The organism is Gracilibacillus thailandensis, from assembly GCF_010994055.1.
Taxonomy (GTDB): domain Bacteria; phylum Bacillota; class Bacilli; order Bacillales; family Amphibacillaceae; genus Gracilibacillus; species Gracilibacillus lacisalsi.
This window is the reverse complement of sequence record NZ_WJID01000011.1, coordinates 21186-45610: the sequence shown is the minus strand read 5'-3', so window position 1 is coordinate 45610 and position 24425 is coordinate 21186. Positions and strand designations below refer to the sequence as shown.

The window sequence follows — 24425 nt, the reverse complement described above, 5'->3', positions numbered from 1 at the left end:
GGAGGTGATGAAATGTACAATACGATTGTTATTGGTGCTGGACAAGTCGGACTCGCAATAGGTTATTACCTAAAGCAGTTTAATCATTCCTTCCTCATATTAGATAAAAGTCAAGAAGCAGGGGAAGTATGGGATAAGAGATATGATTCCTTAGTTTTATTTACTCCAAGAGCATACAGTGCGCTACCGGGGCTAGATCTCAAAGGGGATCCTCAAGACTTTCCCACAAAGGATGAAATCTCACAATATCTAAAAGTCTATGCGGAATCTTTTAACCTACCAATTAAATATAAAACTAACGTGACGGATGTTCAAAGAAAGAATAATATTTATTATATTTCTACTGAGTCTACGGAGCATATGGAATATAAAGCTGAAAATATCATAATAGCTACTGGTCCCTTTCAGAAACCAAAAATTCCTGACCTTGCGAATAAATTATCAAAGGATATTGTTCAGTTACATTCATCTGAATATCAAAACCCATCTCAGTTAAAAGAAGGTAAGGTTTTAGTTGTGGGCGGTGGAAATAGTGGAGCGCAAATAGCTCTGGAACTTTCACAGGAAATGAAAACTTTTCTATCTACCAGTCAACATTTAACGTTTCTACCAATGAAAATTAGAAATAAAAGTATATTTTGGTGGTTTGATAAGTTTGGTGTTCTAAAAGCAACTTCCAATTCACTCTTTGGTAAACTAATTCAAAAAAGAGGGGACCCAATCTTTGGTCTCGAATTGAAGTATGCGATTCGAAATGGTGACGTTGCTATTAAAGAAAGAACAATTGGTGGTAAGGAAAATAAAGTTATATTCCAAGACAACACTTTTCTAGATGTAGATAACATAATTTGGGCTACTGGTTTTAAACCTGATTATTCATGGTTAAATGTATCAGGTGTATTAGATGGGAAAGGAAAACCTATACATAATAGAGGTATTACCAATATGGAAGGTTTATATTTTCTCGGTTTACCTTGGCTATATAGACGGGGTTCTGCTCTCTTGCAGGGTGTCGGGTATGATGCAAAGTATTTAGTGAAACATATTCAGAACAATAATGAGCGGTAGTCAAAGAAAAGGCCAACGTAGAAAATAGTATGACTTATACTGAATTACTTTTATATGGAAAGTATAATTTAAACTTAATTGGAGATCATATGTATAAATCGTTATTAGTTGTCTTATGAATTCAACAAATTTGCACATACATAAATGTGCAAACAAGCAAAAAGTTCAGCACTAAATACAGTGTTGGCTTTTTGCTTCTTTTCTAGGACTGTAATCTATTAACGTCATAAGAATTCGAATAGCAATAATCCAGAGTATAAATCATTTTAATCTAATCCCTGTCCCACTGTTGGCGACAGTCAGGACACTCCCATTTTGTTACTCTGTCTTCTTCTATACTAGAAATGCCGATTTTCCTTGTAAAATGAGTTGAATTACCATAGTGCTTGCGTAACTCTTTTGGGATAGGTTTACCCTGCAAGTTTGAATTGCAGAAGGGACAATATTCAATACTATTATCCATTTTTCTCATCCTTTTAATAATATTGAGGAAAAAGAAATGCCTTGGCATTTCTTCTTCCTAGACTTACAAGTAGCAATAACAACATCAACAGTATACCACTTATTTATGGGAATAATAACTGTTGTAACTGCTAAACTAAAATGAACAGATTCTGCTCGTTAGGATTGAACACTTTCTGCCAAAATAACTTATCAGAGGTAATTATATTACCATTTTCAATCATAGACTTTAAAACTTCTTCCCATCTATTTATTAAACAATTGTATCACATCTTCAACAACATCTTTGTTGTAATTTTTGTCTAACAAGCGTTCAATAACTGCTTCCAACGTTTGTCTCTGATATATTTTTGTTAGTGCTTTTAGTATATTTTCTGTATCGATTGTTCCGAATTTATCTAAATGAACCTTCATCAAAGAAGCTTCACCGTCTGGTAATACAAGAATATCTTCCACTTCTTTAATAGAATACCCTTTACCAAACAAAATTTCCGCTACTTGTCTCTTTTCTATTGAGCTGACAATATAATTTAACCAGTAAAGCTGATTTTCCCTTAACGTCGTTATTTGTTGAAATTCCTCAAAAGAACCATGCTCAAAAATGTATTCAATATCCATTTTATACACTCCTTGTTCATTTCATTATGAAGCAAAACAAGACCTAATATACACACTTCAAACATTATTGACTATGTTAATGAGAGACTATTCAATGGGAGAGAGACAATTGATGTTGACAGACGAGTAAATCATTTGTAGAGAATAACCCCTGAACCGTTAAAACCCGTTAATTAAAAAATGATGTGGTAGTTGTTTACTACCACATCATTTTTTCTTCCATTTTCCTTAAACGTTCATCAATCATATCAACTTTTTGCTTAATTTGTTGTGTCATCTTCATGTGTTCCATCATCATTTGTTTCATTTCATCCATCCCCATCATGGGCATACCAGCTTCTGTTCTTCCTGTATAATTCGGGTAATAATAGTATGGATATTGATAATTCAATTTTGCACACTCCTGTTCCTGTAATACAATAATATCTAATATTTTATATATGCCTTTAACATAAATACGTGAATGTCACCTTCAAAAAAATGATTCGATTGTCGTATTTTGTACTCCTCCTCGGTATCGATTTCTCTTCGGGAATATCGCTGTCTAAGTAATTCAACTGCCTTGTCAGTTTGGCTTGATCTATTTCTTGATGATAGCTTTCGTATTATTAATACGAGAACCAAATAATTAAACCCCAGAACACTAACATAAAATACCACCAAACATCATCATTGAGAAGCTAAAAAGAGTATTTGAGCATTGCCAAGAAGGGGAATAATTTTGTTGTTTAAAACAGAATTTTTCTTAATAAGAATTGTGTAAGATGAGCAATTATAAAAGGGACAACTAATACAATAACTATATAGTTCCAGTACAAATATTAACAAATACATTGGCAAAAGTACGACTTGCAAAATTAAATTAATCGGCAAAACGGATGTTGAAAGAGACACATTTCCTTTTGCTATGCCAGTAAACGCTAGATATCAATCTGTACAAGGTGTCACCATAAGCATGATAAACCAATCCATAAAGCAGGATAATCAGATAAGAAAATGGAACCCAAACCCCAAGCTAATATTGGTGTCCAGATAAAATTAACCTATTTCCGATCCTTATATGTTTGGGTTACTTTTATGCAAAATTTATACCGCCATTCATACGTAAATTAAATGCCAAATACATCATTTAGCATTTAATTAGAATAGTGATATATATAGTAATAAAAGTTAATAATATAAAACATTATAAGATACATTAGTCTCTTAAAGTAACTTTAAGACACCCTTACTTGGCAAGGGATTGAAGAGTTTATATGACAATAAATTTCAAGGATACTAGAAATCAAATATCTATAATATAAAATTAATTAATGTAAATATGATTTTTGTCTTTAAATATAGATGTTTTAACAGATACTATAAAAATTTCCTGAAGTAATTGGCCATTAATCTTTAAAAAATAGCTTTATTTAGAAACAATACAATACAGAAACAAGAGAATCGTCCTATACTTTTTTATTAAAAGGTATTGTTTGAAAAATGGTCATGCCAAATAACCCTTCTCCATTAGGGCAGAAAGGCAGAATTTATATTTTATATTTTAAAAAAATAATTATTAGGCAATCCCCGCATTTTGGACCTTAAAAAAACAGCAATAATAATTTTTAAAAAGGATACGATATTACTCGGTAATTGCCACGTAAGGATTGTAAAGTAATTTTTCTCTTCTTTCTCTTTTATAGTTACTGTCCCGTTTGATTTCAGAGATAGTACGTTCTTTTTGATTTAATTGCCTTTGGATAGCAAGATAAAATACTTTATTCCTATCATTACCATGAGCTTCGGCCTCATCTTTATAGATTTTTTCTACTTTTTCTTTAAATTCATACCAAATCTTATCTACTTGTGTGAATTGGTTATAAATAAAGCTATATGCTACTTCTAATTCACGATCTAATATGATAAGGTTGTCGTTATATGATTCCTCCATAATGTAAGATATAAATGGTTTACTGTCTTTGATAGCATGTTTGAAATTTAAAGATTTAGTAAAATAATCATTTTTCACCTGTTCAAATAAGGATTTAAGTCTTTGTTCAATTCTAGGAATAACATAAAAGTTTTTAATTGTATTACCAAAATCGCCATTTTCCATTAGATTTTGAAAAGCATGGCTTCTATTTTTGAAAAAATCTTTTAAGCCTTCACGGTATAATTGTATTCCTACATCACCGAATTCCCTATATATTTTTGCCTTTACCATATGGACTTTCTCTAATGCTTTTACATCAAAGCTGTCTAAACTACATCCAAAATCTTTTGCGATAGATTTTAAATCCTGCAATGTTGCCAATCTTGTCATATCATAAATGTCACAAATTTGATCTTTTGTAACTAAATCTTTTGCTATACGAATATGAATGATATGGTGCTTTACTTCATTTTGACTCATGCGTTTCTTTCTTTTACCTGTTTTTTCGGCAAACGTATATAATCTTTCTTTAAGATTTTTAGTGTTTTTATTTAGTATTTCTTTGCTCGCTGCAAGTCGCACTTCAAAGAAACCTTTATTAATTAAATCTAAAAGGTTGGATATCATATCTTCAAAACTAATAAAAAAATCTAACTTTACATCCTTTGCATTAGTCCGGTTTTGATAAAGATGCTCAATAGCTAAAGAATGTTCATGACCCGGAAGTTTTGCTGAAAGAATATAAAATAGGAATTGTAATTGGCGCTTATATAACTTTTTAAACTCATCAGATTGAAAGAACTTATATAGATTTATATAGTGAAAATTATGGTTATCAGCTGTAGAAATAGTATTGAAATTACTATATAAGTAACCATCTTTACCTCTATAGATCCATTGGATTTTCTCCAATTTACCTAATGCTTCCTTAATTAGACGAGGAGTCATTATATTTGCTGCTTTAATATGTTCTAACATAATATTAATTCGTTTGTCTAAATCTGTATTAGCCGCTAAAAATGGGATTAGACGCAGAGAAACAGACGAAAGAGATTTTAATATTCTTTGTTGTTTTAACATTTCCCTACTTAACATTGTCATTATTTAACCCTCCAAAACTTGTGCAAAAAGAAAAGAACCCCAAATCTAAGTACGCCTTTGAACTATCAAAGACCTAACAAAGATTTGGGGTTCTCCCTTTTTTATTATGAAATTTTAATTTTATCTAATAAATGTAAAGTTATTATATACTAAATAATATAGTAATAGCAAGAGAAATGTTTTCATTTTTGTAGCAAATCTATGAACATAAGATTAAACGTTATTTAAGAATAATGGAGTAATCCTTCTGTTATTTTGATTATTGATCCGCTAGAATCAAAATAAAGGCGATTCTGTAAAGAAATACAGCATAAACATCATTATCACGCTATAGTAGTCTATAGTAGTATGCGCAAACATTCTATTTGAAGTATATCCAACTCTATTGTCATTTAATGCATTTTTAAGAATCCAAACTAAACGGAAATATGTAATTATAATATCACTTAAAATTGTATTGTATAATTAGAAATAAAGAGATTGTATAATGAGGAGTTGAACGTAATTTTGAAAGGCTTGTTCAACTACCGGCTCAGGATTATTGGACAGGGGTGTTAGTAATTAATCTGCTCGTTATTGGTCAATGAAAGTGGGGAGAGGAATGAAAGGATTGGCTTGGGTTCTGATACTTTATTATTCACTTGTTACTGTACTTTGGATAGCAAATTCACCTTATTTATTTTCGATCTGGGGAGTAATTATATGGTTGGTTTCGATTGTATTAGGCTATATTGTTTATAAACAAATTAAAGAAAAAAACATTATAAAGCATCTTATGTTGTATTCAACTTCCTTTATGGTGTTTTTGCTTATAGTAATAGGTTTAATCCACTTAGTAGTAACATCTATGCCATAATGTAAATTTAACAGTCTGGTGCTTTAATGTAATAAGCGTAAATATTAATTGACCTTCAATATACAACTAGTTATACATTGGTTGTATATTGAAGGTTCTTTGATTTGCAAAATACTATCATTTTATGCTGAGTTAATGTTTATGTTAAACGGGTTAAACAGTAACTTCGATTATCATGATTAAAAAGGAATGATCTCACAGTCGCTCCTTTATAAAGAGATTACGATTAGATTAATCCTTATGATAATTTTTTAATGCTAATTTGGTGGCATAATATACAACGATACCGATAGCTAGAAGGTTAAGGATCCATCCTAGTAAACCGTAACCCATCATGCCCATCATCCCCATCATATGGGATCACCTCTCTAAACTAGATATTATTCATCATATCACGGAATCCGGTATTGTTTTGCATCATACCATTTTCACCGTGACAGTTGTTAAACATTTCTTCTTGCTGTTCTGGTGATAAATTAGGATGCATTTCTTCAATATAAGGTTTCATTTCTTCAAAGTTGAAAAATCCATTACCATTTGATTCAGCTGCGACAAAAGTTGCACTTCCTAATAGGACGGCTCCAGTTAATATACCTATTACTAATTTTTTCATTTATAACATCTCCTTTTCTTAACTAAATCATACCTCTTATAAATGTAGAATTTGTGGTGAACTTATGTGGAAGTTGTGAAGATTATCATTTTCATTTTAATTGATGATACTATATGAAAGAGGTGGTTTAACATGACTAAAATTCTTATTGTTGACGATGAAGATATGATTCTCGAAGTGTTAGAAGCATACTTTGAAAAAGAGGGATGGGAAACCATTCCTGCCTCTAATGGAATAGAAGCATTAAAAAAAATAAAAGAAAATAATCCAGATATTATTATTTTAGATCTTATGTTGCCAGATATTTCAGGTGAAGAGGTATGTAGATTAACGAGAAAAGAAAGTGATGTTCCTATCATTATGTTAACAGCAAAATCGACAGAAGACGATTTAATTAATGGAATCGTTATTGGGGCAGATGACTATGTTACAAAACCTTTTAGTCCAAGAGAAGTCGTAATAAGGGCAAAGGCTATTTTACGTAGGTTAAGAAGAGTAAATAGTGGAAACCATTTATCGTTCAATGAAGGAAAGCTAACAGTGGATCTCTTAAAAAAGGAGATGACATTGAATAACCAAATCATACCACTAACTCCTATCGAATATAAGCTATTAATAGCTATGGCAAGCTACCCCGGACGAGTTTACAGTCGTTTGGATTTACTGGAAAAAATTCAGGATGATGGATCTTATTTTGAAGGATATGAACGAAGTGTTGATACACATATAAAAAACCTTCGGAAAAAGATTGAAACAGATTCTCGCCACCCAGAATTTATTTTAACTGTTTTTGGGATGGGATATAAGTTTGGAGGAGCGTCTGATGCGTCGATTGACACTTCGTTCTAAAATCCTTTTTTACCTATTAGTTGTGTCACTTTTTGGTATTTTTCTTACTAGTTTTTCTATACTATGGGGATTTGAAGATCAATTTAACGAATATTTAAAAATTAATAGAGAGGAAAGAAGTAAGCTAATAGAAGATGAAGCAATTAATTCTTATAAAGAAACAGGGAAACTTATTGATAACCAATTAATAAATTTAATGCATCAACAAGCTATGACAGACAATTTATTTTATAGAATTACTGATGAAGAAGGACAGGTAATAGCAGATACAACGATGATGCTCGGAATGATGAATAGGATGGGAATGCATTCTGATTCGGACATCGATATGAAGACGGAATACCGAAAAAATACTTATGATTTAACATTTGATGAAAGATATGTAGGCAATATGGAAGTTTATTATCCAGAGGAAATGATAGGGGAAGACATTGCTTTTTTAAATACAATTAAATCGAATATTTATCTTGCTATTATTGTTACAGTTGTTTTAGCGTTCGTGTTTAGCCTATTGTTTTCGAAACGCCTAACAACTGGGTATCGAAAGTTATCAAAAGCTATTCAAGAATTACAAGACCATAAATGGCGAACTCGTGTACCAGTTAAGGAATTGTCAGATGAAATGAAGCCACTTGGTGAATCGTTTAATCGACTTGCTGAATCGTTATCAAAGGAAGAGATACTTCGTAAACAGTTTACTGCTGATTTTGCTCATGAAATACGAACCCCACTTGCGACATTAAGAAGTCAAATGGAAGCTTTTCAAGATGGGGTATTTGAACCAACGCCAAAAAGGTTGCAGCAAAGTCATGATGAATTGATGCGTTTAGTACGTCTAGTCGGTGAATTAGAAGAGTTACTTGCCGCTGAAAATCCACAAATAAAACTAAACAAAAGCAATATAGATGTAGGAAATTTATTACGTTTAGTAGAGGGGCAATTTACCCCAGCCTTTCAGAAAAAAGGCGTTTCATTAAATATTCAAAAGCCAACTAAAGAATATTGGTTACATGCGGATCAGGATCGTGTTTTACAAGTGTTAGCAAATATAATAAATAATGCCCTTCAGTATACCCCTGAAGGGAATAGCGTATATGTTAAGATAGTGGATTCTAATGGTTATGTTGGATTTTGTGTTCAAGATGAAGGGATTGGGATTAAAGAGGATGATCTCCCCTATCTATTTGAACGATTTTACCGAGGGGACAAATCAAGAGACAGAAAGACAGGTGGAATAGGTATTGGATTGTCTATAGTCAAGGCATTAATGGATGCACACCGTGGAAAAATTCAAATCGATAGTAAATGGAAGGAAGGAACGGAAATTACAGTTTTCTTCCCAAGGCATGAAACTTTATGAATAGATAAGAATCTGGATGGCTGGGTAACATCTTCACTCACGAGGAGGAAAAAGTATGAAGAAATATTTAGGTATTAGTTTGGCTGGATTAGTAATTATTTTCGGAGGGTATTACCTTTTTTTTATACAAGGTTCGGGTATATCGGGATTTCCAATACATCCAATCAATGAATCAGATAATGGGAATTCCTTTAATAAAACGGATATAGTTGGAAATTCATCTCTACCCATCCCACCATTGTTAGAGGATAAAAATCCAGATCCAGATAAAGCTGAATTCCATATAACTGCCCAAAATGCAACAAAGGAATTTATTTCAGGAGTGGAAACAGAAACAATGGGGTATAACGGAAATTATTTAGGCCCTGTCATTAGGGTCCGAAATGGGGAAGACGTGTCCGTACAGGTAGAAAATAATTTAGAAGATGAAATTACGACAATTCATTGGCACGGCCTAGAAGTGGATGGAGACGCAGATGGAGGACCACATTCAGGAATTCAACCGGGCGAGTCTTGGACACCGGAATTTACGATAGATCAGCCTGCAGCTACGCTGTGGTATCATCCTCACCCAGAAAAAAATACCGGGAGGCAAGTATATAAGGGATTAGCGGGATTATTTTTCATTGAAGATGAAGTTTCTGACTCTCTGGGTATTCCAAAAGACTATGGGGTGAATGATGTTCCACTTATCATTCAGGACAAACAATTTAATGAAAATGGAAGTTTTCAATATGAACTAGGAATGCATGATGTGATGAACGGATTACAAGGAGGTACAATGCTAGTCAACGGGGCTGTAGATCCTTATTTGGAAGTTCCAAAAGGCATGATGAGGCTACGGTTATTAAATGGATCGAATGCAAGTGTGTATGAACTCCATTTTAGTAATAACCAAACCTTTTATCAAATTGCAAGTGACGGTGGTTTTCTTGAAAATCCAATAGAAATGGACGAGCTTATTCTGGGTCCAGCCGAGAGGGCAGAAATCCTAGTTGATTTTTCAAATTTTAAGGATGGAGATACAATTCAATTATCGAATAAAGGGTCAGAGTTTATGAAGTTTGTTGTAAACGGTGAAAGTGAATCCAACTATGCCATTCCAGAACAATTAACTTCCATTGAGAAGATTGATCCTGATGAAGCAGTAAGAACTAGAGAATTTGTTTTTCAAGGAATGGGGCCTATGGTCAACATTAATGGAAAACAAATGGATATGAATCGAATCGACGAATTTGTGGATATACATGAAACAGAAATATGGGAAGTTTCCAATGAGAGTGGAATGGGAATGATGGGAGGGACTGTTCATCCCTTCCATGCGCATGGTGTCCAATTTCAAATAATTGATCGTGATGGAAATCCACCGCCACTTAATGAAACTGGATGGAAGGATACGTTTATTGTGTATCCGGGAGAAAAAGTTAGGGCTATTGCTACATTTAATCATTCTGGTGTATTTATGTATCATTGTCATATACTTGAACATGAAGATGCAGGAATGATGGGACAATTTAAAGTGGAATAAAAAGTGGAAGCTTAAATATTATATTAATTATCTATATGAGCATTTCGAAATATACTCATTATAATTAAAAAATACGGTGACATAATTCACCGTATTTTTTGGTAAAGCGGAAATTCAAATAGATAGTAGCTTAGATGAAGGAACGGAGGTTTCGATTATTTTTACGATAACTCTCTTGTACTATTATCAGTAAATATAAAAATAAACCCTATATGGGTATATCATAATGCGGGTTAACAGTGAATACAATAAAAGTGGACAAACTAAGATTGGGGTTGAAATAATGTCAATTTCATTATTTTTTATACTTTTGTTGTGTGCCACCCAAGTTACAACAACCATTATTTATGTAGCATATTACCGAAATTGGGTAACAAAAATGAATGGAATGATGATATCCATGTCATTAGGGATGTCGGCAGGAATTCTAATGGGAACTATTTTAGGGGTCATCTTTCATGGTGATTTATTTAAATCAACCATTTACGCTATAATGATTGGATTGGTTGTTGGTTTTTTAGCAGGACTACCTATAGGTCTTCCTGCTGTCATTGATGGCATACTCTCCGGACTAATGGGGGGGATGATGGGAGCCATGCTAGGAGATATGGTAGCAATGACTAGGCCGAATGCAATCATTAATATTATAGCTGTGTTGATAACAATGGTTTTGTTACTTGTTTTATATGCAGCTGAAGAATCAATTCGTAAACAAGCCAACCATCAAATTCTTTCCTTTTTTAAATATCCATTCTTAATGATTTTTACCATTGTAGTATTATTTTTGGTATTGAATTACATTGGTCCACTTGATTTTCACTTTCTAGATAAGAGTGGGCATTAATAACAGATTTTCATTAAACAGCATATATTAAAGGGAATTTATTTAATGAAAGGTGAGTTATATGTCAACTTTACCATCTGTAGACCTTGGCTTAATGGCCGAACATTTGTCTACACACGAAGGAATGATAAATAAGTTAAAAGTCTATCATATTAATACTACAAATCCAGATTTGAAAAGTATTATTGCTCTCCAGATAAATGTCATGATGTCGCATGTTAGGGTAATGTTATTTTTAATTAATCCTGATAATAATGAGTATGTTGAAGTTCCGGATTTAAATATGTATGATGTAAGCAATAAAAGAGCAGATGGTACGGGGGTTAATAAATACAACGATAAATGGATTGCATTAGAAGCACATGCTGGTGCTAAATTGATGTCAAATGAAAATTATACTTCTGCTTTATTAATGAAAAATAGAAATGTTAGAAATGCTCATGTGGAAATGGCTTTGCAACAGTTAGAAATTCAAAAAAGATATTCTGATTTTATCAATCGTATGGGTTGGTCATTTGTTCCCCATGCAGATACTCAGGAACAGGTAAAAACCTATCAACATTTTCAACACTTGTTAAATAATTAAATACAGAAAAAGTTTTAATCATAACTACAAACTAATAAAAACGGTGACACAAGTTCACCGTTTTTATATTTAAGATGCCATTGTTCGGCAAATCTCTGCACATTTAAAACAAGATTCAGCACATTCCTTACAATGATTAGCATGGTTATGTTGTTCACACATTTTTCCACATGCTTCACAAATGTCAGCACAAAGCTTACAAATTTGCTTAGCAAAAGGGCTATCCGATTGCATTGCTTTTGCTGCTAATGCGCATATGTCTGCACATTCCCTATTATAGCGGATACAATCCGCCATCATTTTTACATTCTCTTCTTTTAAACAAGCATCATAACACCCATTACAAGCTTCCATACATTCTAAACAAGCTTTAATACATTCTTCATAAGACACGGCCATCTAAAAATCCTCCTTTGCTTCAAGATTAAGTACAAATTTTACTATCCCCTTGATATAATTTTTTATCCAACAAGGCTGCTTCATCATAGTCTGAATTTCCGTATTTGATTATCAGGTATTAATCTATTTGTCAGTTCATATACAGTCAATAAAATAAGGATAAAGAGGGGTCAAAGAAAAATCTTAAATAGTAAAATTAAGCAAAAAAAGAATCGAGTATTATCTTAAAACACTCAATTCTAAAGGAAATATTATAAAACCATATAATTTTTTCTCGTTGTTCTTTATTTTTTATATTTTATATTAAAGATATCAAAAGGTAATAATACTAGATTAATTGCATTGTTGTTATACAAGTATTGTCACCTTCAAAAGTGGAAATCTCAGATTCAGCTGTTTTTCCATCATATTGAATCTTCACGTTATATGATTTGTCACGTGGTAACCAAAAATCAATAAATCCATTCTTTAATGAGACAATCGTTTCATCCACAACTACATTACCTTCTTCATCTTCAATATAAACATCAAATTCTTTTTCCACTAATTCTCCTTGGCAACCAGTCAAGCTGTGATTAGTACAAGGGTGTGTCGTCTCAACAAATGGTGCGATGGATACAAAAAATTCATCTTCGGGAAGATCGTAGGTAGTCTCTTTATCATCACTATCAGTGACAATAAGCTCTTCTGAAGTAATAGAAGCAGACACATCATCGGAATCCCCGACACTGTAATCTTGGACCATTTTCTTGATAACTTGTGGTTCTTTTTCGTTTGATGTACTTTCGCTTTCACTACAAGCAGCAACTATTAAAATAAGTAATAATCCAATTACTGCCAATAATCCTTTTTTCATATATTGTTCGACTCCTCTTTCATCTAATTTGTTAAATCTTAATATATACTACCATGTAAAACGAACGATATTCTACATTGTAACAAAATCTACAAGACAAATTATAATGCCCAAATATGCATTATTCGTGCAGATGTAATAGATAAATTATGGAAAATATATTTTAAAATCCATAAAAACCAAACCATCCAGCTAAGAAGGAAGTTAATTTCGTCAACCAATCAAAGAATAGTGCTACTCCCATGAAAATCATAATGTATCCACCAATTTTAATTAATTTTAGACTATGTTTTTTAATCCATTTAATTTTACCAATAAACAATGCTAATAATAGAAATGGAATCGAAAAACCTAAAACATAACTAATCATCATAATCATACCAACATCAGGATTTGTTGCAGCTAATGATAAAACAATAGCTAGTATCGGACCGGTACAAGGAGTCCATCCCAAAGAGAATGCCATCCCTATGATGAAAGAACCAACATAACCACCGGGACGATTTTTGAATGTGATTTTTTTATTCTTCATTAGAAATTTAAAATTAAAAATTCCAACAATCACTAGTCCAAAGAAAATAATTAATATAGCACCAATTTGTCTAATGGCATCTTGGTAGGTTAATAGGAATTCTGATATATAAGAGGTGGTAAAACCAATCATAATAAAAATGCTTGAGAACCCTAGTAAAAATAGAACGGTATGTAAAAGAGCTTTTTTATTCATTTTTTTATTTTCTTCATTTATCTCACTTACGCTCATTCCGGTAATATAAGATAAAAATGCCGGATATAGTGGTAATACACACGGTGAAATAAAAGAAAGGAAACCAGCACCAAAAGCTAGAAATATATTTATTTCATTCAAAAATTTTATCCCCCTTTTTAAGAAAATTGCGGTCTATTGTTTAGGTAATATTTCTTTAAAGTAACTCTCCAAACTTTCTAAGGATAAGGCCCCATTTACAACTCTCTGAATTTTTCCATCCGGATTAATGAATATGGAACTTGGAATTGGTCCTATTTTGTATAAATCCCTGACTTCTCCTGTTTTATCATGGGGAATTGGAAAGGTTAGATCATATTTATCAATAAAACGATCAACAACAAGTTCCGTATTATCTAAACTAACTGCAATAATTTCAATTCCTTTTTCTTTATATTCGGGATAAAGTGCTTGCATGTAAGGCATTTCTTCTTCACACGGTTTACACCAAGTACCCCAAAAGTTCAGCATAATACCTTGCCCTTTAAAATCACTTAGTCGTATAGTTTCTAATTCATTATTTTTATTAATTTGCTTTAATTCAAAGTCAGGTGCTTCATCTCCGACTTGATAAATGGTTTTATCCGCTTGTATATTAGACACTAATGCAAATATAATAGCTCCAACCATTACAATTAATATAGAAGTTCTAAAAATTAATCTGTTTTTCCTTTTATTTTTCTTCTTCTTTTTCGTTTCCTCCAAACTCATAAGTATGTATCACTCCTTATAGAAATATAGTATAACGGTGGTATTATCTAAAGACACTCTCTTTTAGATTACGTTACAAGTTTGCAGAAATTAAGCAGATTCTTTGTACTATTTATGAACAGAATTTACCTACAGAAAAATAAAAGGCTAAGCAATACCATACATGCTTAGCCAAACATAAACTATTTGTTTCTATTAATCGATTTTTAATAATTGAGCGTTTATTGCACAAATAATGGTACTGAGTGACATAACTGCGGCTCCGACGGCAGGGGTTATGACAAACCCAACATTGTACAATACACCTGCAGCTAAAGGAATAGCAACAATGTTATACCCAGCAGCCCATCCTAAATTTTGAACCATTTTCCTGCGACTTGCCTTAGACAATTTAATGATATTTAAAATGTCTACTGGATTACTGTTAACTAGTATGACATCAGCTGTTTCAATCGCAACGTCTGTACCTGCACCAATAGCAATTCCCAAATCAGCTTCCGCTAAGGCGGGGGCATCATTAATTCCATCTCCAATCATCGCCACTTTTTTTCCATTTTGTTTTAAATACTTCACATTATTTGATTTCTCATGGGGAAGTACTTCAGCGATGACTTTGGAAATACCTAATTTTTCTCCTACATAATTTGCTACACGTGTGTTGTCACCAGTCATCATAACCGTCTCTATGCCACGGTCATTTAATTCTTTAATAACTTTATAAGAAGATTCACGGATGATATCAGCTAGGGCTATCATTCCTTGTAAGACATTATCTTTAAGAACAAATACGACTGTTTTCCCTTGTAAAGCCAGTTGGTCATAAATTTTTTCATCAAAAGAAATTTTATTTGCTTTCATAGCACCGGGACTAATAACAGCAATTTCTGCATCACCGATTTTAGCTACTAACCCTTTCCCAGTTAAATTCTGATAATCCTTTACATCAAGGGGTTTTAAATTACGATCATTTCCTTCTTTCACAATTCCTTTAGCAATTGGATGGTCTGATTGTGTTTCAACAGAATAAGCTAATTTCAATAATTCTTCTTCACTAATTCCCTCACTTGGATGGATATCTGTAACACCAAAATTACCCTCCGTAAGTGTTCCTGTTTTGTCAAACACCACGCGATCCAATTTAAATGCACTTTCAAATGCTACTCTATTTCGAATTAACAAGCCGTTTTTAGCTGCAATGGAAGTAGATCTAGATGTTACTAGTGGTGTTGCCAAACCAAGTGCATGTGGACAAGCAATAATTAATACGGTAACCATTCGTTCCAAAGCAAAATCTAAATCCCCGTTAGTCCACCAAACTGCAAAGGTTATAATCCCTACTACAAGAGCAACATAGAATAACCACTTAGCAGCAATATCCGCAAAGCCTTGGGCCTTTGATTTCGATTTTTCTGCATCGCTTACCAATTTAATAACTTGGGATAGGTAGGTGTCATTTCCTGTTTTACTTACCTTAACTTTTAATACACCATCACCATTGACGGAACCACCTATCGCTTCCATACCGGGTCCTTTTTCAACAGGGACAGATTCTCCTGTAAGCATAGACTCATCGACGGTAGATTCTCCTTCGTAAATTTCACCATCAATTGGAATCTTTTCACCCGATTTAACTAAAATCAGGTCACCCGGTTGTAAATCTTCGACTGTTACCTCAACAATATTTCCGGATTTGTCCAGTTTATGGGCTTCTTTTGGCATTAACTTGATTAGCTCTTCCAGTGCCTTCGAAGCACCCATCAGGGATTTCATTTCTATCCAATGTCCTAACAACATAATTACAATAAGAGTAGCTAGTTCAAAGAAGAAGTCGCTGCCTTCGATAAAGAATGCTGTCAGTGTGCTATATACATAAGCGGCAATGATAGCTAAAGAAATTAACATCATCATTGCAGGAGATTTCTCTTTTAACTCATCCCATGCTCCAAGTAAAAATGGTTTTCCACCATAGAAAAAGACAATCGTGGAAAGCAAGAAAAGTAAGAGGGTATCACCTGTGAAATTTACTTCATATCCAATCAGCATTTGAATCATTGGAGATAAGTATAAAATAGGAATTGATAAAACTAGGGATATCCAAAAACGTTTCTTAAAATCTTCTACCATATGTTCGTGATGTCCGCCGTGTCCACCATGTCCACCATGATGCCCACTATGTCCATGACTGTGGTCGTGATTTTTGTGTTCTTCATGTCCATGTTTGTGATGACCATGCATATCTTCATGTTCATGATTATGATGTTGATGACTGTGATGTTTTTGTTCCTCATGTTGATTATGATTATGATGGTCATGTTCTTTATGCTTATTGTGGTTGTGTTGATTCTCTTCATTTCCTTTGTTATTCATTATTACTCCTCCTTTGGTATGGATATTTAGATGAATTTCCTATTATTTTCTGTATTATTCATCCTTCTATCCATACTATATCATACTATACCCCTGTACAGTATTAATTAGGCTATGATTTTATGTAAAAGATTTGTGTCAAAACAAAAGGTCTTCTTTTATAATTGTATTAAAGACCTTTTTATACCTATAATGAAGGCTTGTTTACCCATTTATATCCAATACCCCAAACAGTTATTAAATAATCATCTATGGGAAATCCAGATTGACGAATTTTATCTCGCATGTTCCGTACATGGGAATCAACTGTTCTTCCTTCTGTGTGCGAATCGTATCCCCAAATTAATTCAATTAATTGTTCTCTAGTAAACACTTGGTTTGGTTTTCTCATAAAATAACCTAGCATGGTAAATTCCTTTGGCGTTAACTTTAATGTATTATTTTTATATGATAACTCAAACTCATCTTCATTCCATAAGAGACCATTTACTTCAATCTTCCTCGCAGGTTTCATTCTACGTAATACCGCTTCTATTCTTGCTAATAACTCATCTTCGTCAAAGGGTTTCGTCACATAATCATCTGCACCTAATTTTAACCCTTTTATAATATCTTCTTTCTGTTCACGAGCAGTTACCATGATGATAGGTATGTCAGAACCTTTTCTAATCTCTTGGCATAACTCCCATCCGTTCATTTCAGGCATCATAATATCTATAAGTACTATGTCAAAAGTTTCTTCTTTTAAAAGCGATAATGCTTCTTTAGCACTAATAGCTTTTTTACATATATAACTATGTGGTCTCAAATATAATGCTAATAAATCTAGCATTCGTTTTTCATCATCTACTAATAGAGCTTTAACCATTATATTCACCTCTTGTTAAATGAACAATAACCCTTGTACCCTTACCAAGTTCACTTTCTATTTCAATCGTACCTCCGTGGGATTCTATAATTTCTTTTGCAATAGCTAATCCTAATCCCGTTCCACCACTTTCTCTGGAACGCGATTTTTCTACACGGTATAACCGTTCAAATAGATAAGGTAATTCCGCTTTTGGAATTCCTTCCCCTTCATCCGAAATAGTTATAGTAATTTCTATATCATTCTGGGTTACCTCTAATGATATAGACTTTCCTTCGGGTGTATGTTTTCTGGCATTATCCAGTATATTTAATAAAACCTGTTGGATCCTATCGGGATCAATATTACCTATGATATTTACTGGGCATGAAGAAGAAAGTGTAATATTTTTTTCTTCCAGTACTGGAGCAATTCGTTCTTCAATCGTTTGGATTAATTGTCTAAAACGAACATTTTTTCGATTAATTACAAACTTATTTTCATCCATTCTAGCAAGGTCAAATAGATTTTTAACTAGAACTGTCAAATGCTCTGTTTCTTCCCGTATAATATCCAGATATTCTTTTCTTTCTTCGTCCGTTATGTTTTGCTTACTGATGATATCCGCATACCCTTTTATATAGGTTAATGGCGTTCTAAGTTCGTGAGAAATACTTGCCAAAAATTCATTTCTGTCATTTTTTAATCGTTCTAGATCACTAGATAACCTCATGATAGAACCAGCTAATTCACCTAGTTCATCTTTTCGTTCCTTATGTAATTCCACTTTATTTTTTCCCTTGCTTAGTTGTTCTGTGGCTTCTTTCATTTTCATTAATGGTAACGTAATAAAACGAGAAAGAATAAAGACGGTAAAAATTGTTAGAACAATGGTGATTAGTCCAACTATGACAAATTGATCACTCAAATGATTAACCATATTTTTTACAATATTGGTATTAGCAAACATAAAGACATGCCCTTGATGTTCTTCATCAATAGTAATGGGACTGTCAACCGCTATATATTGTTTTTCCGTCCAACGATGTTCTACTACTTTTCCGACACTGGGTATATCCTTATAATCCGTATGATCAATTACTTCAAACATTTCTTTTTCAACAGGATCAGAATTAATGATGATGTTACCATTGGCATCGGTAATAATAACAGCAAATTCTGATTCTGACTCCATGATAGCAACATGCTCTAACGTTGATGAATCAAAATTATTTTCCAAGACAGCACTATGTGTATTGGCACGAGCTAATAAACTATCCATCACTTCATCAATACGTTCATTTGCTATATTTGTATATAGAATAAAATAAACAAAAACCTCGATAATTAACATGAACACAAAGAATAATAGTCCAATTTTTAAGGATAATTTATTAAACATAATTGACCTCTTTTACCAGTAAGTTAAAGTATCCAGAATACCTATAACAAGAATGATAACTCCTGCAAGTTTTTGTACTAGTGACCCTATTTTTCTGCTTCTCTTTAATATAATGCCACTTGCCCCAAAATACCAAATAAGAAAAATAATTAATAAAAGTGGAAGAGAGGTTCCGATTCCAAAAACAGAAGGTAATACAAATCCATATGATGTTTCTAATACAACTGGCATTAAGGTTAGTATAAATAATACAAACATAGTAGGGCAAAATGCTAACGTAAAACTCGCACCCATTAAAAAGCTTCCAAGATAACTATCTTTAAATTTAGTGGGTATTTTAAACATTTTTCCTGTTTTTCTCCAGCTAAATAACCCTATCATAAATAAACCAACTAGTATAAGTAATGGCCCAATTGCTTTTCTTAGAATCGGGAACATTTGTGTTAAATTACTATGTATTTCCTTCCCAAGTAACCAAATTACTAAACCGATTATTGAAAAAACAACTATTTTACCTAAAACAAATAGAAATACGTGTAACCAAGGGACTTTTTCGATTAATGATCTGTTACCATAAATAGTCATTGCACTGATATTGCCAGTTAGCTGACAAGGAGCAACAGCGCCAATTAACCCAAGAAAAAATGCAAATAACAGCGGTATGTGTTCATATCCATATGCAATTTGTTGAAGTGGTCCATTTAGCATAATGCCTATTTCATTAAAAAGTTCGAACATATCAATTCACTCGCTTTGATTGTAATAGTTTTATCCACTAAATAACATATAAAAAATATGTCCATTTTTTGTGCAGATTTCAGCAAAAATTAATCTAAGGTAATAACAATAATTTGGATAAAGAATCTCATAATATTGTTTAGGATAAAATTTTGTCCACTTTTTATTACTTCACATACAATGGGGGGGTATAGTATTATTTTGTAAGAGGATGTTTTCATCAAAATCTGTTTAATTTGTATATAGGTATATTTTATCCATTGTTACAAATATTGAAAATAGGGGAGATAAGAATATGGAGAATAAAATAAAAATCGCTGTGAATGGAGGAATAGGGTTTGGTGCTAAACTCAATTCTAAACAACTTATGACAATCTCAAAATACATGAATGAGGAAGATGAACTGGAGTTAACCACCTTTCAACAACTCTATATAGAGATTCTAGAAGATGATAAAGATGAAGTAATTAAAGAATTTGAAAGTGTTGGTTTAAAATGTTATCCAGTTGGAAATTACGTAAAGAGCTTGAGAACCTGTAATTTTTGTAAAGGGGAAGAAAGGGAAGGGATGCCAGTGGCAAAAGAAATAAATCGCCGTATAGCAGGAAAACCCGTACCATTTACCCTAAAGGTTGCTTATACAGGTTGTATCATTGGTTGTGGTGAACCAATGTTAAGTGACATAGGTGTAATGAAGTATAAAGATCATTATAATTTATATGTTGGTGGTAAAGCGAAAGGAAAAGATGCTGAGGTAGGTTCTTTACTGAAAGAAAATTTAACACCAGAAGAATTATACGATACTGTTGAAAAAATAATTGATGTATATGCTGAAAAGGGAAAAAAACGGGAGAAATTCCATAAATTTTTAAAACGGATAGGTAAAGAACAATTAGTAAGCTAATAATAGACCTTGGACAACAATTTACCATTTGTGAGTATGTAAGAAAACATCTAATATCCAAAAGTGTAAAAAATTAAAAGATGTTGTCAAAAATGAAGTTTCCCTATTGACAAATATACTATACGGGGGTATAGTAATTGTATAAAAGAAAAGGAAGTGATTCATTTGGAAGAGAGATTCTTACATGATCACCCAAGTAAACCAAGAACGAAAGATGAAATACAGAAAACGATTAATCGATTGAAACGAATTGAGGGTCAAGTTCGTGGGATACAGAAAATGGTTGAAGATGATCGATATTGTGTAGATATTTTAGTACAAATTAGTGCCATTCAATCAGCACTAAAAAATGTAGGATTTTCTATCACAGAAAGACACATTAACCATTGTGTTAGTGATGCTATTAAACAGGGTGAAGGAAAGGAAACTATTGAGGAATTAATGACTGTCATGAAGCAATTTTCTAAGTAAGGAGGGAATTATTATGAGTGAAACAAATCATACAACACTTGGTGTAACAGGGATGACCTGTGCAGCTTGTTCTAATCGTGTTGAAAAGGTTTTGAATAAAATGGACGGGGTCAAGGCCCAAGTTAATTTAACAACAGAAAAGGCAACGATAGATTATGATCCAGAGAAAACCTCTATTGAAGATATATCGAAAAAAATAGAGAATGTTGGTTATGGTGTTCTAACGGAGAAAACAGACCTAGATGTCTTTGGGATGACTTGTGCAGCTTGCTCTACCCGTATTGAAAAAGTATTGAACAAACAAGATGGAGTAAAACATGCAACTGTTAACCTAACAACAGAAAGTGCATCGATTGAATATAATCCGGGGTTAGTTGATGTAAAATCATTGATTGATAAAATCAAAAATGTCGGCTATGATGCTAAACCAAAGGCAGAAGCGAAAGAAAAACAAACTTATAAAGAAAAACAACTAAAAAATATGAAGACGAAATTAATCATTTCAGTCTTACTATCTGCACCATTATTATTAACAATGCTTGTACATTTATTTGGGATGGGTATACCAGATATCTTCATGAACCCGTGGTTCCAATTTACTTTGGCGACACCAGTTCAATTTATCATTGGATGGCAATTTTATGAAGGTGCATATAAGAACCTACGTAATGGTGGGGCAAACATGGATGTACTTGTTGCTTTAGGTACAAGTGCGGCTTATTTTTATAGTTTATACGAAGCATTTAAGACTATTGGCAATCCAGAATATATGCCACATTTATACTTTGAAACCAGTGCTGTTTTGATTACGTTAATTTTGTTTGGTAAATATTTAGAAACGAGAGCGAAAAGTCAAACTACAAATGCTTTATCCAAATTGCTTAATTTACAAGCAAAAGAAGCTCGTGTAATTAGAGATGGTAAAGAATTAATGATTCCTGTAGAAGAAGTTGTCGTTGGAGATCGCTTAATTGTCAAACCGGGAGAAAAGATACCGGTAGATGGTATGGTTGTAAAAGGTAGAACTTCGGTAGATGAATCCATGCTGACAGGAGAATCAATTCCAATTGAAAAGGATTCAGGAGCAAAATTAATTGGATCTACTATTAATAAAAATGGCTCCATTGAAATGGAAGCAACAAAAGTAGGAAAAGATACGGCCCTTGCATCTATTGTCAAGGTCGTGGAGGAAGCTCAAGGATCAAAGGCGCCAATTCAACGATTAGCGGATGTTATTTCAGGTTACTTCGTTCCAATAGTGGTCGGTATTGCTATCCTTACTTTTATTATATGGATTACTTTAGTTCAACCGGGTCAGTTAGAACCTGCTTTAGTTGCAGCAATTGCTGTACTTGTTATTGCCTGTCCATGTGCTTTAGGACTTGCAACACCAACATCTATTATGGTCGGAACAGGAAAAGCTGCAGAAAGTGGAATCTTATTTAAAGGTGGGGAACACCTAGAGGGAACACATGAGTTAGAAGCAGTCGTACTTGATAAGACGGGTACAATCACAAAAGGAAAACCAGAAGTAACTGATTTTTCAGGTGATGAAGAGACATTACAATTATTGGCTAGTGCAGAAAAAGGGTCTGAACATCCACTTGCAGAAGCAATTGTGGCATATGCTACAGAGAATAATATCGACTTTTTGGAAGTAGAACATTTTGAGGCAGTACCGGGTCATGGTATTGAAGCAAAAATTTCTGGAAAAAACATTCTTGTTGGTAATAGAAAGTTAATGAATGATCATCAAATTAATACAGCAGGTTATGAAGAAAAATTAGTTAATTATGAAACTGATGGTAAAACAGCGATGTTGATTGCCATTGATGGTGAGTACCGGGGAACAGTTGCTGTTGCAGATACTATAAAAGAAACGGCTCCAGAGGCTATTAAGCAATTGAAAGATTTAGGAATAGAAGTGTTTATGTTAACAGGTGATAATGAAAGAACAGCCAAAGCAATAGCAAAACAAGTTGGAATTGATCAGGTAATCGCTGAAGTATTACCCGAAGAAAAAGCAGCTAAAGTAAAAGCAATCCAAGAACAAGGTAAGAAAGTTGCAATGGTTGGGGATGGTGTTAATGATGCACCTGCACTTGTTACAGCGGATATTGGGATTGCCATTGGAACTGGTACAGAAGTAGCAATTGAGGCTGCTGATGTTACGATTCTTGGTGGTGAGCTATTGCTAATACCGAAGGCAATTAAAATCAGTCATGCAACGATTCGAAATATCCGTCAAAACCTTTTCTGGGCATTCGGATATAATACAGCTGGAATACCAGTTGCAGCAATTGGATTACTTGCACCGTGGATTGCTGGTGCAGCAATGGCGTTAAGTTCAGTAAGTGTTGTTACTAACTCACTTCGTCTAAAAAGAGTGAAGTTATAAAATATATTAAATTTATTTAAAGGAGGTGAAAATATAATGGAAAAGAAAACATTAGACGTACAAGGCATGTCTTGTGGTCATTGCAAAATGTCAGTTGAAGGTGCATTGAAAAAATTAGATGGCGTGTCAGCAGCTGAGGTTAATTTGGAAGCTGGAAAAGTAGATGTTACTTTTGATGAATCAAAGGTAAATGTTGATGCCATGAAAGAAGCAATTGAAGAACAAGGCTATGATGTTGCCTAAATATACGAAAAAGGCTGGTTTTCGCAGAGAAGACCAGCCTTTTAATATACATTTCATAAGGTATGAGGGTGGTTTCATATTTGGATAAATAATGTTACTTTCACTAAGGGAACCAATATGTTAACCATTAGAAATTAGATAGTATTAAAGAACAAACTTTAACAACACTGACATCAACGTAAAAAATACTAAAATCCCAACAATAAAAATTGTAATCCAAAGAGCATTCCCTTTCTCTTGAAGAATTTTATACTCTTTATAAGTGATTTCTCCTTTTGCAAATCTTAACCCATTGTCATTCGGTTCAATAGAATAAAGCTTTCCTTCTAAGTCTTCCAAAATGACTTTTGTAATTAAAGCGGACTTATTCCCCATTTCCGATTCAAGACTTACCCAATCATTTAATCTACTTTGGACTTCAAAACAGTTGCCACCTGCAAAGTCAACCCTAATTAATTTGTATAGGGAGCTTTCCCAAATCTTTTTGGACATTTCATGAGTTTGTTGTTCAATAAAACTATAG

25 protein-coding genes and 1 pseudogene are annotated in these 24425 nt (G+C 33.1%); 11 read left to right on the top strand and 15 right to left on the bottom strand.

Annotated features, from left to right (window positions below; genetic code table 11):
• Positions 1 to 12 precede the first annotated feature (12 nt).
• A complete protein-coding gene (locus GH715_RS05000; protein ID WP_153834516.1) occupies positions 13 to 1068 on the top strand; it encodes a flavin-containing monooxygenase in 1056 nt (351 codons plus the stop codon).
• 708 nt (positions 1069 to 1776) lie between these two features.
• Here the strand turns inward: GH715_RS05000 and GH715_RS04995 are convergent.
• From GH715_RS04995 to GH715_RS04980, 4 genes and pseudogenes are all read right to left on the bottom strand, one after another.
• Positions 1777 to 2148, bottom strand: a complete 372-nt coding sequence (locus GH715_RS04995) for a hypothetical protein (protein ID WP_153834517.1) — start codon at positions 2146 to 2148, stop codon at positions 1777 to 1779.
• A gap of 199 nt (positions 2149 to 2347) precedes the next feature.
• Positions 2348 to 2539 (bottom strand): hypothetical protein, encoded by a 192-nt coding sequence (locus tag GH715_RS04990; RefSeq protein WP_121131889.1) that lies wholly within the window; start codon positions 2537 to 2539, stop codon positions 2348 to 2350.
• 287 nt (positions 2540 to 2826) lie between these two features.
• Positions 2827 to 3191 (bottom strand): annotated as a pseudogene (locus tag GH715_RS21470) (arsenic resistance protein); the annotation flags it as partial.
• A gap of 581 nt (positions 3192 to 3772) precedes the next feature.
• A complete protein-coding gene (locus GH715_RS04980; RefSeq protein ID WP_153834518.1) occupies positions 3773 to 5164 on the bottom strand; it encodes a hypothetical protein in 1392 nt (463 codons plus the stop codon).
• Positions 5165 to 5747: 583 nt separating this feature from the next.
• Between GH715_RS04980 and GH715_RS04975 the strand changes: the two genes are divergently transcribed.
• Positions 5748 to 6020 (top strand): hypothetical protein, encoded by a 273-nt coding sequence (locus GH715_RS04975; protein WP_163578457.1) that lies wholly within the window; start codon positions 5748 to 5750, stop codon positions 6018 to 6020.
• Between the two features lie 231 nt (positions 6021 to 6251).
• On the opposite strand, the gene GH715_RS21745 is transcribed toward GH715_RS04975, so the two are convergent.
• Both GH715_RS21745 and GH715_RS04970 read right to left on the bottom strand, forming a co-directional pair.
• Positions 6252 to 6374, bottom strand: a complete 123-nt coding sequence (locus GH715_RS21745) for a hypothetical protein (RefSeq protein WP_267463674.1) — start codon at positions 6372 to 6374, stop codon at positions 6252 to 6254.
• A gap of 19 nt (positions 6375 to 6393) precedes the next feature.
• Complete coding sequence (locus tag GH715_RS04970; protein ID WP_062351078.1) at positions 6394 to 6633, bottom strand: hypothetical protein; 240 nt, start codon at positions 6631 to 6633, stop codon at positions 6394 to 6396.
• A 132-nt stretch (positions 6634 to 6765) separates the two neighbouring features.
• Here GH715_RS04970 and GH715_RS04965 point away from each other — a divergent pair, with 132 nt between their 5' ends.
• The 5 genes from GH715_RS04965 (at position 6766) to GH715_RS04945 (ending at position 11800) form a co-directional block, all read left to right on the top strand.
• Positions 6766 to 7482, top strand: a complete 717-nt coding sequence (locus GH715_RS04965) for a response regulator transcription factor (RefSeq protein WP_062351081.1) — start codon at positions 6766 to 6768, stop codon at positions 7480 to 7482.
• Positions 7457 to 8842, top strand: coding sequence for a sensor histidine kinase (locus GH715_RS04960; protein ID WP_153834519.1), 1386 nt, complete (start codon positions 7457 to 7459; stop codon positions 8840 to 8842). The genes GH715_RS04965 and GH715_RS04960 overlap by 26 nt, the downstream gene beginning before the upstream one ends.
• Positions 8843 to 8897: 55 nt before the next feature.
• Positions 8898 to 10370, top strand: a complete 1473-nt coding sequence (locus tag GH715_RS04955) for a multicopper oxidase family protein (RefSeq protein ID WP_153834520.1) — start codon at positions 8898 to 8900, stop codon at positions 10368 to 10370.
• A gap of 283 nt (positions 10371 to 10653) precedes the next feature.
• Complete coding sequence (locus GH715_RS04950; protein ID WP_121131880.1) at positions 10654 to 11214, top strand: hypothetical protein; 561 nt, start codon at positions 10654 to 10656, stop codon at positions 11212 to 11214.
• A 61-nt stretch (positions 11215 to 11275) separates the two neighbouring features.
• Positions 11276 to 11800, top strand: coding sequence for a spore coat protein (locus GH715_RS04945; protein ID WP_153834521.1), 525 nt, complete (start codon positions 11276 to 11278; stop codon positions 11798 to 11800).
• 69 nt (positions 11801 to 11869) lie between these two features.
• Here the strand turns inward: GH715_RS04945 and GH715_RS04940 are convergent, their stop codons facing one another.
• From GH715_RS04940 to GH715_RS04905, 8 genes are all read right to left on the bottom strand, one after another.
• Positions 11870 to 12199, bottom strand: coding sequence for a four-helix bundle copper-binding protein (locus GH715_RS04940; RefSeq protein WP_062351103.1), 330 nt, complete (start codon positions 12197 to 12199; stop codon positions 11870 to 11872).
• A 328-nt stretch (positions 12200 to 12527) separates the two neighbouring features.
• Entirely contained in the window at positions 12528 to 13055 is a 528-nt protein-coding gene (locus GH715_RS04935) for a CueP family metal-binding protein (RefSeq protein ID WP_153834522.1), read from the bottom strand.
• Between the two features lie 163 nt (positions 13056 to 13218).
• Positions 13219 to 13923: a cytochrome c biogenesis CcdA family protein gene (locus GH715_RS04930; RefSeq protein ID WP_060681782.1), complete on the bottom strand. Its 705-nt coding sequence runs from the start codon at positions 13921 to 13923 to the stop codon at positions 13219 to 13221.
• 33 nt (positions 13924 to 13956) lie between these two features.
• Positions 13957 to 14532, bottom strand: a complete 576-nt coding sequence (gene resA / locus GH715_RS04925; protein ID WP_153834523.1) for a thiol-disulfide oxidoreductase ResA — start codon at positions 14530 to 14532, stop codon at positions 13957 to 13959.
• Positions 14533 to 14727: 195 nt separating this feature from the next.
• Positions 14728 to 16899 (bottom strand): copper-translocating P-type ATPase, encoded by a 2172-nt coding sequence (locus GH715_RS04920; protein WP_153834524.1) that lies wholly within the window; start codon positions 16897 to 16899, stop codon positions 14728 to 14730.
• 187 nt (positions 16900 to 17086) lie between these two features.
• Positions 17087 to 17767, bottom strand: a complete 681-nt coding sequence (locus GH715_RS04915; RefSeq protein ID WP_153834525.1) for a response regulator transcription factor — start codon at positions 17765 to 17767, stop codon at positions 17087 to 17089.
• The gene (locus tag GH715_RS04910) at positions 17760 to 19148 is read right to left on the bottom strand and encodes a sensor histidine kinase (protein ID WP_153834526.1); all 1389 of its coding nucleotides are present in this window, start codon (positions 19146 to 19148) and stop codon (positions 17760 to 17762) included. Before GH715_RS04910 ends, GH715_RS04915 begins: the two co-directional genes overlap by 8 nt.
• Before the next feature lie 12 nt (positions 19149 to 19160).
• Entirely contained in the window at positions 19161 to 19886 is a 726-nt protein-coding gene (locus GH715_RS04905; RefSeq protein WP_147666861.1) for a cytochrome c biogenesis CcdA family protein, read from the bottom strand.
• Between the two features lie 295 nt (positions 19887 to 20181).
• Between GH715_RS04905 and GH715_RS04900 the strand changes: the two genes are divergently transcribed.
• The 4 genes from GH715_RS04900 to copZ all read left to right on the top strand — a co-directional run bounded on the left by GH715_RS04900 (position 20182) and on the right by copZ (position 23902).
• Positions 20182 to 20790, top strand: coding sequence for an NAD(P)/FAD-dependent oxidoreductase (locus GH715_RS04900; protein WP_147666859.1), 609 nt, complete (start codon positions 20182 to 20184; stop codon positions 20788 to 20790).
• Positions 20791 to 20955: 165 nt separating this feature from the next.
• The gene (locus GH715_RS04895) at positions 20956 to 21261 is read left to right on the top strand and encodes a metal-sensing transcriptional repressor (protein WP_060681789.1); all 306 of its coding nucleotides are present in this window, start codon (positions 20956 to 20958) and stop codon (positions 21259 to 21261) included.
• Between the two features lie 13 nt (positions 21262 to 21274).
• On the top strand, positions 21275 to 23659 hold the full coding sequence (locus tag GH715_RS04890; RefSeq protein ID WP_153834527.1) for a heavy metal translocating P-type ATPase: 2385 nt from the start codon (positions 21275 to 21277) through the stop codon (positions 23657 to 23659).
• 36 nt (positions 23660 to 23695) lie between these two features.
• On the top strand, positions 23696 to 23902 hold the full coding sequence (gene copZ / locus GH715_RS04885; protein WP_147666856.1) for a copper chaperone CopZ: 207 nt from the start codon (positions 23696 to 23698) through the stop codon (positions 23900 to 23902).
• Positions 23903 to 24046: 144 nt separating this feature from the next.
• Here copZ and GH715_RS04880 read toward each other — a convergent pair whose 3' ends face one another.
• Positions 24047 to 24394: a hypothetical protein gene (locus GH715_RS04880; RefSeq protein ID WP_153834528.1), complete on the bottom strand. Its 348-nt coding sequence runs from the start codon at positions 24392 to 24394 to the stop codon at positions 24047 to 24049.
• Between the last annotated feature and the right edge of the window lie 31 nt (positions 24395 to 24425).